A 14,858-nucleotide genomic window follows, 5' to 3' on the forward strand; every position below is an offset into this window, starting at 1 on the left:
CCGAACTGGACAAGACGATCCTCAACGCGGCGATCCTCAACGGCGCGCTCGAACTGCTGCCGGAGTCGCTGTCGACCATGGCGATCATCCCGCTGCAGATGAAGCTGGTCTACGGCATCGGCAAGTCCTACGGCTTCGAACTCGATCGCAGCCACATCAAGGATTTTCTCGCCACCCTGGGCGTCGGACTGACCTCGCAGTATCTCGAACAGGCCGGCCGCAAGCTGCTCGGTGGCCTACTCGGCAAGATCGGTGGCGGGCTGCTGCGCGGCATCGGCAAACAGGCCGTCAGTTCGGGCATGAGCTTCGCCAGCACCTACGCGCTGGGACATGTCGCCAAGCGCTACTATGCCGGTGGCCGCAGCTTCTCGACCCGAATGCTGCGCGACTCCTTCGACAATGTGCTCGGCGAGGCCAAAGGCCTGCAGACCCGCTACCTGCCCGAGATGCAGGCCCGGGCACGCACGCTCGATGCGGCACAGATCGTCGACCTGGTGCGCAGGAGCTGAGCTCCGCAGCACCGTTTGCTTGCCGCCGCGCCACCTGCCGGATGCCGCTTTGCCGGGCATGGACACCGATGCTGACCTTCGATAATCGCTTTCTGCGCGAATTGCCGGGCGACCCGCTGCGCCACAACGTGCCGCGACAGGTCTTCGGCGCCTGCTGGTCGCCGGTCGATCCGACGCCGGTCGCCGCACCCACTCTGCTCGCCTACTCGCCCGAGGTGGCGGCAGCGCTCGATCTCGACGCAGCAGTGATGGCGTCGCCGGAACTGCTCGCCGTCCTGGCCGGCAACCGCCTGCTGCCCGGCATGGCCAGCTACGCCAGTTGCTATGGAGGCCACCAGTTCGGGCAGTGGGCCGGGCAACTCGGCGACGGGCGGGCCATCCTGCTTGGCGAGGCGATCAGCCGGCAAGGGCAACGCCATGAACTGCAGTTGAAGGGCGCCGGTCCGACGCCTTATGCACGACGGGCCGATGGACGTGCCGTGCTGCGTTCGTCGATCCGCGAGTTCCTGTGCAGCGAGGCAATGCATCATCTGGGCGTACCGACAACGCGCGCGCTGAGTCTGGTCGGCACCGGCGAAACGGTCGTTCGTGACATGTTCTACGATGGACATCCGGTCGGCGAACCGGGAGCGGTGGTCTGCCGGGTCGCGCCCTCGTTTACCCGCTTCGGCCATTTCGAACTGCCGGCAGCGCGCAACGACCGCCCCTTGCTGCAACGACTGGTCGAGTTCACCATGACGCGCGACTTTCCGGACCTGGCTCTCGACCCGGCACGGGATCTGGCGGCCTGGTTTACCGAGGTGTGCGAGCGCACCGCGCACCTGATGGCGCACTGGATGCGCGTCGGTTTCGTGCATGGGGTGATGAACACCGACAACATGTCGATTCTCGGCCTGACCATCGATTATGGTCCTTATGGGTGGATCGATAATTTCGATCCCGGTTGGACGCCGAACACCACCGACGCCTCGAGCCGCCGCTACTGCTTTGCCCGCCAACCGGGCATCGCGCGCTGGAATCTCGAACGGCTGGGCGACGCGCTGGCGTTGCTGATGTCCAGACCGGACGACCTGGTCGCCGGACTCGAGCGTTACGACGAGATCTATGCGGCCGATTTCTGCACGGCCTACGCCGCCAAGCTCGGCTTGTCGGAGTGGCAGCACGACGACGGCGAACTGCTCGAGGAACTGTTCACACTGATGCACCGGGCCGAGATCGACATGACGGAGTTCTTCCGCAGCCTGGCACGACTGGACAGCGATCAGCCCGATCCGGTGCTGCTGCATGCCGCCTTCTACCGGGCCGATCTCAGGCAGCACCATGCCGGGCAGCTCGAACGCTGGTTGCGACGCTATGCGGCCCGCCTGCGCGAGGACGGACAAGCCACCGCGATGCGCACGGCACGCATGAATGCCGCCAACCCGCGTTACGTGCTGCGCAACTATCTCGCGCAACAGGCGATCGACCACGCCGAACAGGGCGACACGCAGATGATCCATGACCTGCTCGACGTCCTGCGCCACCCCTACGATGAGCAGGTGGGGCGCCAGACCTTCGCTGCGCTGCGTCCCGACTGGGCGCGTCACCGCGCCGGCTGTTCGATGCTCTCCTGCAGTTCCTGAAGGGCGGGCCGGCAAGGTGCGCTAGAATGCCGGGTATCGATCGCCCTCTGTCTCGCCCAACAAGGAACTGCCATGCCGTTTACGTCCGATCTGGTCGGCGAACTCAACACCCTGATCCACTTTGATCTGGACACCACCCAGCAAGGAATCAAGATCCACAAGACCGCCGATCCGGAGATCATCGCCGCAACCCGGCGGCTGCACGCCAAGGGACTGCTGACCCAGATCGATGGCGGCTATCTGACCAGCCTCGGCCGCGATGCGGCAGAACACGCGCAGGCAGCACTGACGATCCTGACGTCGCTTCCTTACGGCACGAGCCGCTAGGCCTGGGCGGGCAGGACAACCCCAGCCACCACGGTCGCAGACTGTCCCGGCCTTATCGCGAAAAATGGAGTAGCCATGAACCTTTTTTCCTGGCAGCGCCTGCTGCTGACTGCTCTGCTTGCCGCCATGCCGCTGGCCAACGCCACCGCAGAAGCGGCCCGGCCGCGTGTCGGACTGATCCTCGGCGGCGGCGGCGCACGCGGCGCGGCGCACATCGGTGTCCTCGAGGTACTCGAAAGACTGCGCGTCCCGGTCGACTGCGTCGCCGGCACCAGCATGGGCGCCCTGGTCGCTGGAGTCTACGCAAGCGGGATGACCCCGGCCAGGATGCGCGAGGAACTCGCCAGGGCCGACTGGGATGATCTGTTCCAGGATGCCCCGTTTTTCTCCCGGCGCAGCTTCCGCAACAAGTTGCAGGACAAGCGTTACCTGCCTGCTTCGGAAACCGGCGTCGGCCCCGATGGTGTGAAGTACCAGACGGGGATCGTCACCGGGCAGAAGATCAAGCTCTTCTTCAACGAACTGGTCGGCGACCATCTGGGTCAGCGCAAGATCGAGCATCTCGCCCTGCCACTGTCGATCATCGCCACCGACATCGTGCACGGCACACGCGTCGTTTTTCGCAGCGGCAACCTGTCCTCCGCCATGCGTGCCAGCATGTCGGTTCCCGGCCTGATGTCGCCGGTGGACATCGACGGTCAGAAACTGGTCGATGGAGGCCTGGTCGATAACGTACCGATCGACGAAGCACGTTCCCGCTGTCAGGCCGACATCGTGATTGCCGTGAATGTCGGCTCACCGCTCCTCAAGGCAGACGAAATCGGCAGTCTGCTGAGCGTTTCGGCGCAGATGGTGAATATCCTGACCGAGCAGAACGTCGTCCGCTCGCTGGCCACCCTGAAACCGACCGACATCTACATCAAGCCCGACCTCGAGGGAATCACCGCCGGCGATTTCAAGCGCACCTCGGAAACGGCCGATCGCGGCGTGCAGGCAGCGGAAGCACTGGCGCAGCGCCTGCGTCCGCTGGCGGTGAGCGAAGCCGCCTACGCTGCCTGGACGGAGAGAATCCAGGTGGCCCGTGCTGCCCCGCCGCCGGTGCAGGAAGTCCGGATCGCCGAAATGAAACGGGTCAACCCGGCGGTGGTCGAGAAGCATATCGAGATCAAGCCGGGTGACCATGTGTCACCGTCCGAAATCAATGAGAACCTGATGCGCATCTACGGCGAAGGCTACTACGAGGGCGTCGATTATGCAGTGGACACGCTGCGCGAACGCGACATCCTGCGCGTCACGCCGATGGAAAAGAGTTGGGGCCCGGATTACCTGCGCTTCGGCGTCAATCTCGACAGCAACTTCAAGAGCGATTCCAGTTACACCTTGCGCATGGCTTATCAGAAGACCTGGCTCAACCCGCTGGGCGGCGAATTCGTGGCGTTTGGCGAGATCGGTTCGAACCACGGCATCGGGATGGACTATTACCAACCGGTGGACGAACGTCAGCGCTACTTCCTGGAAACCAACCTGCGTTATGGAAGCCAGATCAGCAGCGTCTATCAGGACGACCAGAAGCTTGCCCAGTACCGGACGATCAAGGGTGCGGCCAAACTGGGCGGCGGCATCAACCTGGGCAGCTTCGGCCAGTTACGGGCGGGTTGGGAGGAGAACTGGTGGAACCCGGAGGTGGATGTCGGGTCACCCTTCCTGCCCGACGAATCCAAGCGCTTTGGCGGCTGGTTTGTCCAGGCCGACATCGATCAGACGAATCGCCTCTATTTCCCGACCAGCGGCTGGTTTTCGTACACCAAGTATTTCGACGCGGCGGCGGAAGGCTACAGCAAACTCAACGCCAATGTGGGCGCCTACGGAAGCTTTGGCGAATGGGTGCTGAGCAGCCGGGCGTCGTACCAGGCCTCGCCCATTGGACGCCTGCCGATCTACGATGCGGGCAGCCTCGGTGGCATGTTCAACATGACCGCCTTTGGCGTCGGACAACTGCAGGGCGACGACCTGGTCTACGGCACCCTGCGCGCCGAAAGGATCATCGGCCGTCTGCCGCTGGGCCTGCGCGGCGACATGCGGGCGGGAATCATGGTCGAAGCAGCCAAGGTGGGCACTCCCTACACCGAAACGAATCTCAGGAACTGGATCAACTCGACCGCGCTCTACATCGGTGGCGAGACCCCGCTTGGCCCGATCTTCCTCGGTTACGGCTATTCGACCTCGGGTTCGACCGGCGGCTACTCCAATCTCTACCTGTCGATTGGCGTCCCGGCCACCCAGTGAGCAAGGTGGCGACGACATCAGGCGAGGAGGAGCGGCGCCGGCCTGGCCCAGGCGTGCCTGGTGTTCAGATCAGGCGCACCAGTTGTTTGCCGAGGTTGCGCCCCTTGAACAGGCCAATGAAGGCATCGGGCGCACTTTCGATCCCCTGCGCGATGCTTTCGCGGTACTTGAGCCGCCCTTCCGCCACCAGCCGGGTGAGCTCGTGCAGCGCCTCGGGCCAGCGCTCCATATGCTCGCTGACGATGAATCCCTCGATCTTCATCCGGTTGACCAGGATGAGTTGTGGCGCACTCAGCGGGATCGCTTCGCCGTTGTAGCCGGCGATCATGCCGCATAGGGCGATGCGCGCGAAGGAATTGCAGCGCAACATCACGGCGTCGAGAATCCTGCCGCCGACGTTCTCGAAGTCACCATCGATACCCCGTGGACAGGCCGCGCCGAGCGCCGCCGCGAGCGACCGGGTGTCAGGATGCTGCTGGTAGTCGATGCAGGCGTCGAAACCGAACTCCTCGACCACGACACGGCACTTCTCCGGCCCGCCGGCAATCCCCACCGCCCGACAACCGCGCAACCTGGCCAACTGCCCGACGACGCTGCCGACCGCACCGCAGGCCGCCGACACCACGATCGTTTCGCCGGGCTGCGGCGCGATCACCTGGAGCAGGCCGTACCACGCGGTGATCCCTGGCATGCCGACGACACCGAGGTAGGCCGGGAGCGGGATCGGCGAACGATCCAGCTTGCGCAGCGCGCCCCGCCGATCTCCGTCAAGCAGTTGGTACTCCTGCCAGCCGCCCATGCCGACCACCTGATCGCCGACCTGGAAATGCGCGCTGCGCGACGCGACCACCTCGCCCACCGTAGCACCGACCATCACCTCGTTCAAGCGCTGCGCCTCGGCGTAGCTCCTGCCCTCGTTCATCCTGCCGCGCATGTAGGGATCGAGACTGAGGTAGTGGTGGCGCACCAGGACCTCGCCAGCGGCAAGCTCGGGCAACGGCGCTTCGACCAGTCGGAAGTTCCCGGCAAGCGGCTCGCCGGTCGGTCGTGAGGCCAACACGATCTGCTTATTCACTGGCCACTGGCCCCCCGATCAGCGTTCGATGAAACGCTCGATGAAGGCCGCGACCTTCGCCTGGCCGACGAAAATGCCGTAATGCCCCTCGCAGAGGATATCCGCCTGGCGCGACTGCAGCTTGCGCAACGAGGCCTGATAGTGCGCACTGTTCGACCGCAGCGCGGCGTGCAGCGGGCCGTGCACATCCTGCGCAAACAGCACGCGCCGGCCATCCGACTCGATCAGATAGGCCAGCGAACCCGGCGAGTGGCCGGGAATATGAAGGACCTCGATCGACCGATCGGCGAGCGCGATGCGGTCGCCGTCGGCCAGGCGGACATCGACCGTGCAAGGCGCCAGATGATCGCCATACCAGCATGCCGCGCTGACCCTGCTGTCGCCCGCTTCGAGGCAGTCGGCCTCGAGCGCGTGCATCGCCACGCGCCAGCCGAAGCGCCGACGGAAGGCCGCTGCGCCACCCGTGTGGTCGTAGTGGCAATGAGTGAGCAGCAGATACCGGATCTGTTCCGGCAGGACGCCAGCCGCCTCGATGTTCATCAACACGCGATCGCCGGCACGACCGCTGCCGGCATCGATCAGAGCCGCCGCCTCGCCAACATGGATGAGATAGATCGCCGCGTCGCTCTGATCCGTCTGCCCGGGACCGCCCACCTGGCAGATCTCGGAGGTGATGAAGTGCGTTTGTGGTCCCATCGTTCGCCCATTCCCTGTCAATCGCGGCCAGCAAGCACCAGAAGCAGTTCGGCGTGCGCGTCGCGCTGCTCCTCGTAGCGCCACCGATCGGTCCGGCCGTAGCAATAGCGGCCATTCCAGACGTCACCTTTGATCCTGTACAGGATCGCGGGGATCCAGCAGGCCAGCGGATCGTCCATCTCCTGGACAACGCGGTGGGCGTACTCCCACTCCCCCGCCAGTGGCGCGTCAATGGCCAGGGCGTACGCCCTGGCCGGCTGCTCACCGGCGGCAGTCACCGAGCTGGTACATCCGGCTGCTTTCATTGACTGATTACCCCACTTCTGACCGGTGGTGGCGGTGACCGCGGCTTGGGCGGCGGGGCCGGCAGCGGCGTCGGTCGATGCCACGGCCACGGTTGCAGGCCGGCGACATAGCGCAACTGGAAGCGTACGGGCCTGGCCCGCAGAATCACCGCCCCGTTGCCATCGACGATCACCGCATCGAGCTGGTGGCGCTGGTTGGCTGGCGGCAGCGCATCTCCCCAGAACTCCGGCGGGATCATGAACTCGGTGGAAGTGAAGCGCAAGCCGACCGGCCGGCCATCGATGCTGACCATGATCGCATGTCCTTCGCCGAACTGCAGCGGCGGCTCGACGGCAACACGCACTTCGAAGAGCGCGCTGTTGGCAGCAAGCGAGCCGTTGTCTTCCGGCTGAACAATGTGGAAGCGGCGATAGACGGGGAGCGCTGGCTCGGACCTGCTGCCCTCCTCATCGATTCCCCTCACCGTCGGCGGAGCGGTCCGTGCCACCGGCACCGGCTCGATCACATTGAGCGGCGGCAGGGTGACCGGTTTGGCGCCGGGTTGCGGTCTGTCGGAAAACACCGGGCTGCCGGTGCCGCGCGTGACGAATACGTCGTCGGCCTGCGCCGTGCTCAGCACGGCCAGCAGGAGACAGCATCGGGCGAGCAGTCTCCCTGCCTTCATCGTGCGCGCTCGGTTGCTCCCCACTCGGCAGTGCCCGGCGCCGGGGCAAGCGCCCGCAGCAACGCTGCGGCGACGCGTGGCGAATGGAGCATTGCCAGGTGACCGAGTCCGTCGATCGCCTGGCCGGGCGCACCCGGCAATTGCAGCTTGACTTGCGGCATCACGAAATTGTCGTGCGGGCTGTAGATGACCAGAGTATCAAGCACCGACGCCGGGTTGGCAAGGGCCGCGAGCCAGGCACTGCCCGGCTGCATCTGCCGCGCGTTGGCGCCCAAACCCAGATGGGCAAGACGGCTTCCCTGGTGTGGTGTCCCGAGCGTCACCAGTCTCGCCACGCACCCGCTTCCGAAACGTTGCAGGTAGGCGCGTGCCACCAGGCCGCCCATGCTGTGACCGACGAGCAGCAGCTTTTCGGCACCGGTTTCGTCGAGCACTGCGGCGATACGCCGGGCGAGCGGGTCGACGTAGTCGTCGATTCCTGCATGGAGCGGTTCGAGGCTGATCGTCGCCACGCTCCAGCCGGCAGCTTCCAGTCGCCGTCGGAGCCACCACCAGGCGGCACGCGAGCACCCATAACCGTGCACCAGAAGGATCGGTAAACGCCGATCAGTCGACCGTGCCGCCTGGGCGGCCCGACCCGGCAAACGGTCTGCCGCCATCCACCAGCGTTCGAACGGGAAGATCACGACGAAGTAGAGGACGCAGGCCGCGTACTCGCCGAGCACCATCTGCCCAACCTGCCACACCGACAGGCGTGGCGCCGGCGAATGCCAGACCAGGGCATAAACGTAGGTCACGACGATCAGCAGCGCGCGTAGCGCAAGCACGCCCGCCAATGCCGCGAGCACCGTGGCAGTGGGCGAGGCATCGAAAACCTGACTGGCCAGCGTCAGATAAAGGATCAGTTCCAGCGTCAATGAAACGAGAAGAATGCGTGCCAACATGACAGGGTTCGGCCTCAGGGAATCAGCGGCCGCGGCCTGCCCGACAACTCGGCGGCGAGCAGGCTGGCACTGCGTGCGACCAGAGCGTAAATCGAAAGCTGCGGGTTGGCTCCGAGACTGGTCGGAAATATCGAGCCGTCGTGCACCGACAGATTGTCCAGCCAGAAATGGCGCCCGCGATGATCGACGACACCGCGCTGTGGCGCGTCGGCCATGCCACACCCGCCCATGACGTGCGCACTGACCACCCGGCAGAGGAAGGGCTGCAGCGGCAACTCGGCAATCCCCTTGCGCGCCTCGGCCCAGGTCGAGTAGCCAGGGGCTGTCTCGTGCACCGGCGTCACCCACTGCGCACCGGCGGCGAACTGGATTTCAGCCATCGCCAGCAAGGCGCGACGGGCCGCCTCCCAGATCACATCACCCAGCGGGTAGTCGAGCACCGGCAGACCGTCACTCCCCAGCCGGACCTGACCACCGCGGCTCTCGGGGTGAAAACCGTCGCGCAGCAGGGCCAACAACACATTGACCCTGGTGAACTCGCGCATCAGCTCGACATGCGCTTCACCGAAGCCCTGCAGTGTCGTCGAGTAGAGAACCGGATGCAGCGGCGGCGTCTCCAGCTTGAAGCCGAGCGGGCCATCGATCGGCGCCTGGTGCAGAAAGTGATCGGAATAGATCGTTTGTGGCGCACCGGCGTAAGCGTCGACGCGCCCGGGCATCAGCGCCGACGAAATCACCACCGGATGCAGGAAGGTCCGCTTGCCGAGCAGACGGTGCGGGTCGGGAACACCGCTGCGCATGAGCAAAGCCGGGCTGCCTATGGCACCACCGGCGATCACGAAGTGGCGGGCGCGCAACTGCACCCGCTTGCCGGCCGGATGAATGCCGTCCGCCTGCAGGGCCACGCAGTCGAGCGCGCTGACCCGGCCACCGGTAAAACGCAGGCGCTCGGCACGCAGCCGGGTATAGAGCGTGGCACCGCGGTTGAGCGCAGCCGGGATGGTGGTCAGCAACATCGACTGCTTGGCATTGGTCGGACAACCCATGCCGCAATAGCCAAGGTTCCAGCAACCCTTGACGTTGCGCTTGATGGCGCCGGTCGGGATGCCCAGCTTCTCGGCGCCGGTCAGCAGAACCTTGTTGTTAGGATTCGGCGGCGTCTCCCAGGGACGCACCCACAGCTTGTGCTCCATCACGGCAAACCACGAACTCATGGACTCGACACTGAGTTGCCGCAGGCCGAACTGGCGCTGCCAGAACTCGAAGACGGCGGGTGGCGTGCGAAAGCTGCTGGTCCAGTTGACCGTCGTCGACCCGCCAACGCAGCGTCCCTGGAGAATGTTGATCGCCTTGTCGGCAGTCTTGCGCGCCGCCGATTCCTGGTACAGCTCGGGGTAGGCGTCGGCCTCGCGCATCTTGAAGTCGGTCGAAGAGCGCAGCGGACCCTCCTCGACCAGCACGACGCGCAGACCGGCGTCGCTCAGAAGGTCGGCGGTGACGCCGCCACCGGCTCCGGTACCGACGATCACCACATCGGCCTCCACCGTCTGGCCCTTGAGCAGAGTCGCAGCGTCGATATGCTTCCAGCCGGCGGCCAGCCCGTTCCTGATCGGATCGTGCATCAGAAATACCCCCTTGGTGGGCCGGGGTAGGCAATTGCCTCCCAGGTGTCGGGCCGTGCGTACCAGGCGCCGAAGGTCAGATCGTGCAGCGCACCGTAGGCGCCTTGCAGCAAAGCGAGGCGACTCGAGCGCCAGGACTGCAGGAAGCCGCTCACCTCGCCGACCGTGGCTTCGCGCCATGGCTTGCTGACGCCAGCCAGGACCAGGCGTCCGGGAGCGAGCACCAGCAGGCCGAACAGTTCGCCAATCTCCTTCTGGCTGGCCAGCGACAGCCCGGAAATCTCCGTGGCAATGCCATCGACCGTCAAGGCGAGCAGCCTCCTTCTCTCCTCGGTGTCTCCGGGCAGTGCCCCGGCAAGCAGAGCGCCGCACAGTGCGGTGAGCATCTCGCGCTCGCCGGCGCTCAGCCGCCGAGCGCCGGCCGCGTTCAGCCAGCCACAAAGGGAGAGCAGCAGACTGCCGGCCAGGCCGGTCTTGATGAACTGGCGACGGCTGAACATCATCGCAGCAGAATCCTCGTCAGATGGTCGAACAAGGCCCGGTAAGGCGGTTTGAAGAGGCCGATGGCGGACAGCCGGGACTGACGGAACACCGCCTTGCGGACCGAGAAGGTCTCGAAGCCGGCGAAGCCGTGGTAGCAACCCATGCCGCTCGGACCGACGCCACCGAAGGGAAGCTCCTCCTGCGCGATGTGCAGGATGGTATCGTTGATGGTGACGCCACCGGAGACGGTTTCATCGAGCACGCGTTCGATCTGCGTGCGATCGGTATCGAAGTAGTAGAGGGCCAGTGGTCGTGGTCGCTCATTGACGTAACGAATCGCCTGAGCGAGGTCGCCGTAGGGCAGCACCGGCAACAGTGGCCCGAAGATTTCCTCCTGCATGATGCGCAGCTCGGCACCCGTCTCGAGCAGCGCCAGGGGCGGCAGATGGCGCCGCGCCGGATCGGCGGCCACGCCAGGCATCAGTTCGACGACCTTCGCCCCGGCTGCGCGAGCCTCGTCCAGGTAGCCCGACAGACGGGCATACTGGCGCTGATCGACGATCGTCGAGTAGTCGGCCGTCCGGGTGATGTCGGGATAGCAACTGGCAAGAACCTCGCGTGCGGCGGTGATGAACGCTTCCTCCTGGCCGGCCGGCAACAATACATAATCGGGAGCGATGCAGGTCTGCCCGGCATTCAGGCACTTGCCGATGATGATGCGCTCGACGGCGCGCGCGAAAGCACCACTCGACGCCAACCCCGGACCAATGATCGCGGGTGATTTGCCGCCCAGTTCGAGGGTCACCGGCGTCAGGTTGTCCGCCGCGGCACGCATCACCTGGCGACCAACCGACGTCGAACCGGTGAACAGGAGATGGTCGAAAGGCAAGGCGGAAAACTGTCTGGCCACGTCGACATCGCCCTCGACGACGGACAACTCGTCCTCGTCGAAGTAGCGCCCGACCAGTTCGGCAAACAGGGCGGATATCTCCGGCGTGACCTCGGACATCTTGACCAGTGCCCGGTTGCCGGCGGCCAGCGCCGCTGCCAGCGGCGCTGCGGCGAGAAAAACCGGGTAGTTCCAGGGCACCATGATGCCCACCGCTCCCAGCGGCTGGTAGCGCACTTCCGCCCCGCCCGGCTGGAACCAGAGCGACACCGGACGCGCCTGCGGGCGCATCCAGCGCCCCAGATGCCGGCGCGCATGGCGGATCGCCTCATGACTCGGGAAGATTTCGAGCAAGCGCGTTTCAGCCGGCGGACGATGCCCGAAATCGCGTCGGACCGCCTCGGCAATCGCCTCTTCATGGTCGAGGAGCAGCCGATCCAGTGCCCGCAGCCGGCGATCGCGCACCGCTCGCGGCGGGTTGGGGTCGTTGCGAGTGGCGTTCTTGAGACGCAAGAAACGATTGGCCAGCGAGTCGGGATGAGGCATGCACGGCTCCTCTGCGAGGTTTTATCTGGATCAAGTGTATGTCCTGGAGCAGTTCCCGGTTAGGCTATGACCTCTAAACAGTCGCCGGCAAGCAAGGCATAATCAAAATCCATGGACGATGCAACAGTCCCGATCGAAAAGCAGCGCAGCGTCGACGCGTTACGGCGGCATTTGCAGACGGCCAAGCACCTGCGCCGGCAGGCCAACAGCGAACCGGCGGCCGCGCACAATCGCCTGCGCCTGCGCGACTGGCAGGCCGGACGGCTCGCCCGCACCCATGCCGACCTGCTGGCCAGCCAGCGCTTTGGCGAGGCAGCCCGCTTCTTCCTTTCCGACCTCTATGGCCCCAAGGACTTCAGCAGCCGCGATGAGGAAGTCGAACGCATCCTGCCCCTGCTGATCAAGATGCTTCCGGCCTCCGCGCTGCGCACCGTTGCCCTGGCCGTCGAACTCGACGCGCTGTCCGAAGAACTCGACTCGGCAATGGTCGCCGAACTCGACCGCAAGGGACTGATCGAGGGCATCGACGAGGACACCTACGCTGCAGCGTATCGCAGCATCGGCTGCCGGGCGGAGCGCGAGCAGCAGATCGTGCTCATTCGCCAGACCGGCGAAGCGCTCGACCGCCTGGCCAGGAAGCCCCTGCTCAGCACCATGCTCAAATTGATGCGCGGCCCCGCACACCTGGCCGGACTCGGCGATCTGCACGAATTCCTCGACCGCGGGTTCAACGCCTTCCGCGGCATGGGTTCCGCCGCCCCGTTTCTCGACTCGATCGAGCGCAAGGAACAACAACTGCTGGGCAAACTGTTCGCTGGCATCGGACAGCCCTTCTCTGACGGCGACGCGTACACGTTGTGACACAAAACGACAAATACTTCACAGATCCGCGTCGCCTTTGTCTGTAGCATTCGTTTCGTCGCCGGGACACTCCCTCCCCCTCCCCCTCCCCCCCGAGTGCCACGGCGACAGCATCACCCGGCCCGCCCAGCCCCCCCTCTGGCGGGCCGTTTCTTTTTGTGCACGACGCCGGACAGCCCTCCTCCCGATCCGCCGTGCCCGCCGTCTGGTCGGTCCGCCGGACAGACCGTACAATGCACCGCCATAGCGCTCGCCGCAATGCGGAAACAGGAGGACTTCGATGAACAGCAACAAGCAAACAGGCAGTTTTTCACCGTTCGGCCTGCCGCTGCCCGGCGGCGTTCTGGCCAGGCTGCTGACGATGAGTGCGGGTGCCCTCCTGCTGGTCGTCGGCTTCATGTTCTCGCTGCTCGCGCTGGGCGTGCTGCTCATTGGCGGAACACTGATTTTCGCCTACCTGAAATGGCAAGCCCGCCACCTGCGCCGCCAGCCCGGCGGGTCGACGGAGCCGCGATCGGCAGCGAGCGGACGGGTGATCGAGGGCGAGGTGATCGGCGATGCGGAATACGATGCGCGGCTCCGGCCATCGACCAAACGGCCGGCCAATGGCCTTCCCGCGCGCTACGGCCGGCCACCGGGATCCGACGTGGAGCACTGAGCCGCTGCCACCTTCCCCTGTCACAACAACCGTTCTCTCCCCCTGCCCTCGACCATGAAACCTGCCGGCCTGACCACCACTCTGATCCTCACCCTGGCCCTGATCGCCGAAGTGGCTGCCGGCGAGGCAGGCGTTTCGGCGGAACGTTTTGGCGCCTGCCTCGCCGGCTTGCGCACCGAGGCAGCAGGCAGGGGCGTCTCGGCGGACTCCTTTGATCGCCTGACTCGCGGCCTGGCTCCCGACCCGAGCGTGCTCGAATTCCTCGACTATCAACCGGAGTTCCGGACACCGATCTGGGACTACCTCGCCGGTCTGGTCGACGACGAGCGGGTGGCCGACGGAGTGGCGATGAAACAGCAATGGGCAAGCCCGCTGGCCAGCGCAGCGGAACGCTATCGCGTCGATGCCGACACGGTGGTGGCCGTCTGGGGCGTCGAGAGCGATTTCGGGCGAAATTTCGGCAAGCGACAATTGCTCACGTCGCTCGGCACACTTTCCTGTTTCGGGCGGCGGCAGGCCTTCTTTCGCGGCGAGTTTCTGAGCACGCTGAAAATCCTCGACACCGGCGATATCGCACCCGAGCGTCTGGTCGGTTCCTGGGCTGGCGCCTTCGGCCATACCCAGTTCATGCCGTCCACCTTCCTGCGTCTGGCGGTCGATGGCGACGGTGACGGCAAGCGCGACCTGATGGACAGCGTCCCCGACGCGCTCGCCTCAACCGCCAACTTCCTGCACAAGGCGGGTTGGCGCACGGGTGAACCCTGGGGCTACGAGGTCGTGCTGCCGCCCGGTTTCGATACCAGCGTCTCCGGCCGCACCAACAAGCGGTCACTCGCTCACTGGAGCGGGCGCGGCGTGCGGCGTGCCGACGGACAACCGATCGCCGCCGCGGAAACCGCCGCCGGGCTGCTCCTGCCGGCGGGCCCGCACGGCCCCGCTTTCCTGGTGTTGCGCAACTTCGACGTGATCTACGGCTATAACGCTGCCGAAAGCTACGCCCTAGCGATCGCCCACCTCGCCGACCGGCTCAAGGGCGGCAAGCCCTTCGTGACGCCGTGGCCGACCGACGATCCCGGTTTGTCGCGGCGTGAGCGACGCGAACTGCAGACCCTGCTGGCCGGCCGCGGATACCCGATCGGCGAAATCGACGGCATGATCGGTGCCAACTCGCGGCAGGCCATCCAGGCCGAACAGAAACGCCTGGGAATGACCGCTGACGGCCGGCCGGGACAGAAACTGCTGGCCGCGCTGCGTGTCACGGCAGCCGAAAGGCCGGCGGGCACAGCCGCGCCGATGACGCCGACCCGCTGAGTGGCGCCGGCCGGGCTGAACGACGTCGCCCGGCATCCGGCGACAGCAGGCGGACGGCT

The 14,858-nt window shown here is 65.6% G+C and carries 14 protein-coding genes and 1 pseudogene; 7 read left to right on the top strand and 8 right to left on the bottom strand.

Translation table 11 applies throughout. The features are described 5' to 3' along the window. The 4 genes and pseudogenes from JNK99_RS17150 to JNK99_RS17165 all read left to right on the top strand — a co-directional run. Positions 1-509, top strand: a pseudogene (locus JNK99_RS17150) (GTPase); the annotation flags it as partial. Between the two features lie 68 nt (positions 510-577). Next, a complete protein-coding gene (locus JNK99_RS17155) occupies positions 578-2,131 on the top strand; it encodes a protein adenylyltransferase SelO (RefSeq protein WP_291855575.1) in 1,554 nt (517 codons plus the stop codon). 72 nt (positions 2,132-2,203) lie between these two features. Further along, positions 2,204-2,458 carry a TIGR02647 family protein gene (locus JNK99_RS17160; RefSeq protein WP_291855578.1) on the top strand — a complete coding sequence of 85 codons (255 nt, stop codon included), beginning with the start codon at positions 2,204-2,206 and terminating at the stop codon, positions 2,456-2,458. Between the two features lie 75 nt (positions 2,459-2,533). Next, a complete protein-coding gene (locus tag JNK99_RS17165) occupies positions 2,534-4,744 on the top strand; it encodes a patatin-like phospholipase family protein (RefSeq protein ID WP_291855580.1) in 2,211 nt (736 codons plus the stop codon). Between the two features lie 64 nt (positions 4,745-4,808). On the opposite strand, the gene JNK99_RS17170 is transcribed toward JNK99_RS17165, so the two are convergent. Genes JNK99_RS17170 through JNK99_RS17205 form a run of 8 tightly spaced genes read right to left on the bottom strand, consistent with a single transcriptional unit; the run spans position 4,809 to position 11,969 of the window. Next, complete coding sequence (locus JNK99_RS17170) at positions 4,809-5,819, bottom strand: NADP-dependent oxidoreductase (RefSeq protein ID WP_291855583.1); 1,011 nt, start codon at positions 5,817-5,819, stop codon at positions 4,809-4,811. An 18-nt stretch (positions 5,820-5,837) separates the two neighbouring features. Further along, positions 5,838-6,515: an MBL fold metallo-hydrolase gene (locus tag JNK99_RS17175; protein ID WP_291855587.1), complete on the bottom strand. Its 678-nt coding sequence runs from the start codon at positions 6,513-6,515 to the stop codon at positions 5,838-5,840. A gap of 17 nt (positions 6,516-6,532) precedes the next feature. Next, positions 6,533-6,820: a hypothetical protein gene (locus JNK99_RS17180; RefSeq protein ID WP_291855590.1), complete on the bottom strand. Its 288-nt coding sequence runs from the start codon at positions 6,818-6,820 to the stop codon at positions 6,533-6,535. After that, positions 6,817-7,485 carry a hypothetical protein gene (locus JNK99_RS17185; protein ID WP_291855592.1) on the bottom strand — a complete coding sequence of 223 codons (669 nt, stop codon included), beginning with the start codon at positions 7,483-7,485 and terminating at the stop codon, positions 6,817-6,819. The genes JNK99_RS17180 and JNK99_RS17185 overlap by 4 nt, the downstream gene beginning before the upstream one ends. After that, a complete protein-coding gene (locus tag JNK99_RS17190) occupies positions 7,482-8,429 on the bottom strand; it encodes an alpha/beta fold hydrolase (RefSeq protein ID WP_291855595.1) in 948 nt (315 codons plus the stop codon). Before JNK99_RS17190 ends, JNK99_RS17185 begins: the two co-directional genes overlap by 4 nt. A gap of 14 nt (positions 8,430-8,443) precedes the next feature. Beyond that, entirely contained in the window at positions 8,444-10,051 is a 1,608-nt protein-coding gene (locus JNK99_RS17195) for a GMC family oxidoreductase (protein ID WP_291855597.1), read from the bottom strand. Beyond that, a complete protein-coding gene (locus tag JNK99_RS17200; RefSeq protein ID WP_291855600.1) occupies positions 10,051-10,554 on the bottom strand; it encodes a hypothetical protein in 504 nt (167 codons plus the stop codon). The genes JNK99_RS17195 and JNK99_RS17200 overlap by 1 nt, the downstream gene beginning before the upstream one ends. After that, positions 10,551-11,969, bottom strand: coding sequence for a coniferyl aldehyde dehydrogenase (locus JNK99_RS17205; protein ID WP_291855602.1), 1,419 nt, complete (start codon positions 11,967-11,969; stop codon positions 10,551-10,553). Before JNK99_RS17205 ends, JNK99_RS17200 begins: the two co-directional genes overlap by 4 nt. A gap of 111 nt (positions 11,970-12,080) precedes the next feature. Here JNK99_RS17205 and JNK99_RS17210 point away from each other — a divergent pair, with 111 nt between their 5' ends. From JNK99_RS17210 to JNK99_RS17220, 3 genes are all read left to right on the top strand, one after another. Continuing rightward, a complete protein-coding gene (locus JNK99_RS17210; protein ID WP_291855605.1) occupies positions 12,081-12,830 on the top strand; it encodes a hypothetical protein in 750 nt (249 codons plus the stop codon). A gap of 280 nt (positions 12,831-13,110) precedes the next feature. Further along, a complete protein-coding gene (locus JNK99_RS17215; RefSeq protein WP_291855608.1) occupies positions 13,111-13,488 on the top strand; it encodes a hypothetical protein in 378 nt (125 codons plus the stop codon). Positions 13,489-13,542: 54 nt separating this feature from the next. After that, entirely contained in the window at positions 13,543-14,799 is a 1,257-nt protein-coding gene (locus JNK99_RS17220) for a lytic murein transglycosylase (RefSeq protein WP_291855611.1), read from the top strand. The last annotated feature ends 59 nt before the right edge of the window (positions 14,800-14,858 follow it).

Source organism: Accumulibacter sp. (genome assembly GCF_016789985.1).
Lineage (GTDB): Bacteria > Pseudomonadota > Gammaproteobacteria > Burkholderiales > Rhodocyclaceae > Accumulibacter.

Excerpts from the sequence above, each read along its gene's own strand:
- JNK99_RS17155 (WP_291855575.1), top strand. The coding sequence starts at position 578 with ATGCTGACCTTCGATAATCGCTTTCTGCGCGAATTGCCGGGCGACCCG.
- JNK99_RS17160 (WP_291855578.1), top strand. The coding sequence starts at position 2,204 with ATGCCGTTTACGTCCGATCTGGTCGGCGAACTCAACACCCTGATCCAC.
- JNK99_RS17165 (WP_291855580.1), top strand. The coding sequence starts at position 2,534 with ATGAACCTTTTTTCCTGGCAGCGCCTGCTGCTGACTGCTCTGCTTGCC.
- JNK99_RS17175 (WP_291855587.1), bottom strand. The coding sequence starts at position 6,515 with ATGGGACCACAAACGCACTTCATCACCTCCGAGATCTGCCAGGTGGGC.
- JNK99_RS17180 (WP_291855590.1), bottom strand. The coding sequence starts at position 6,820 with ATGAAAGCAGCCGGATGTACCAGCTCGGTGACTGCCGCCGGTGAGCAG.
- JNK99_RS17185 (WP_291855592.1), bottom strand. The coding sequence starts at position 7,485 with ATGAAGGCAGGGAGACTGCTCGCCCGATGCTGTCTCCTGCTGGCCGTG.
- JNK99_RS17190 (WP_291855595.1), bottom strand. The coding sequence starts at position 8,429 with ATGTTGGCACGCATTCTTCTCGTTTCATTGACGCTGGAACTGATCCTT.
- JNK99_RS17195 (WP_291855597.1), bottom strand. The coding sequence starts at position 10,051 with ATGCACGATCCGATCAGGAACGGGCTGGCCGCCGGCTGGAAGCATATC.
- JNK99_RS17200 (WP_291855600.1), bottom strand. The coding sequence starts at position 10,554 with ATGATGTTCAGCCGTCGCCAGTTCATCAAGACCGGCCTGGCCGGCAGT.
- JNK99_RS17205 (WP_291855602.1), bottom strand. The coding sequence starts at position 11,969 with ATGCCTCATCCCGACTCGCTGGCCAATCGTTTCTTGCGTCTCAAGAAC.
- JNK99_RS17210 (WP_291855605.1), top strand. The coding sequence starts at position 12,081 with ATGGACGATGCAACAGTCCCGATCGAAAAGCAGCGCAGCGTCGACGCG.
- JNK99_RS17215 (WP_291855608.1), top strand. The coding sequence starts at position 13,111 with ATGAACAGCAACAAGCAAACAGGCAGTTTTTCACCGTTCGGCCTGCCG.
- JNK99_RS17220 (WP_291855611.1), top strand. The coding sequence starts at position 13,543 with ATGAAACCTGCCGGCCTGACCACCACTCTGATCCTCACCCTGGCCCTG.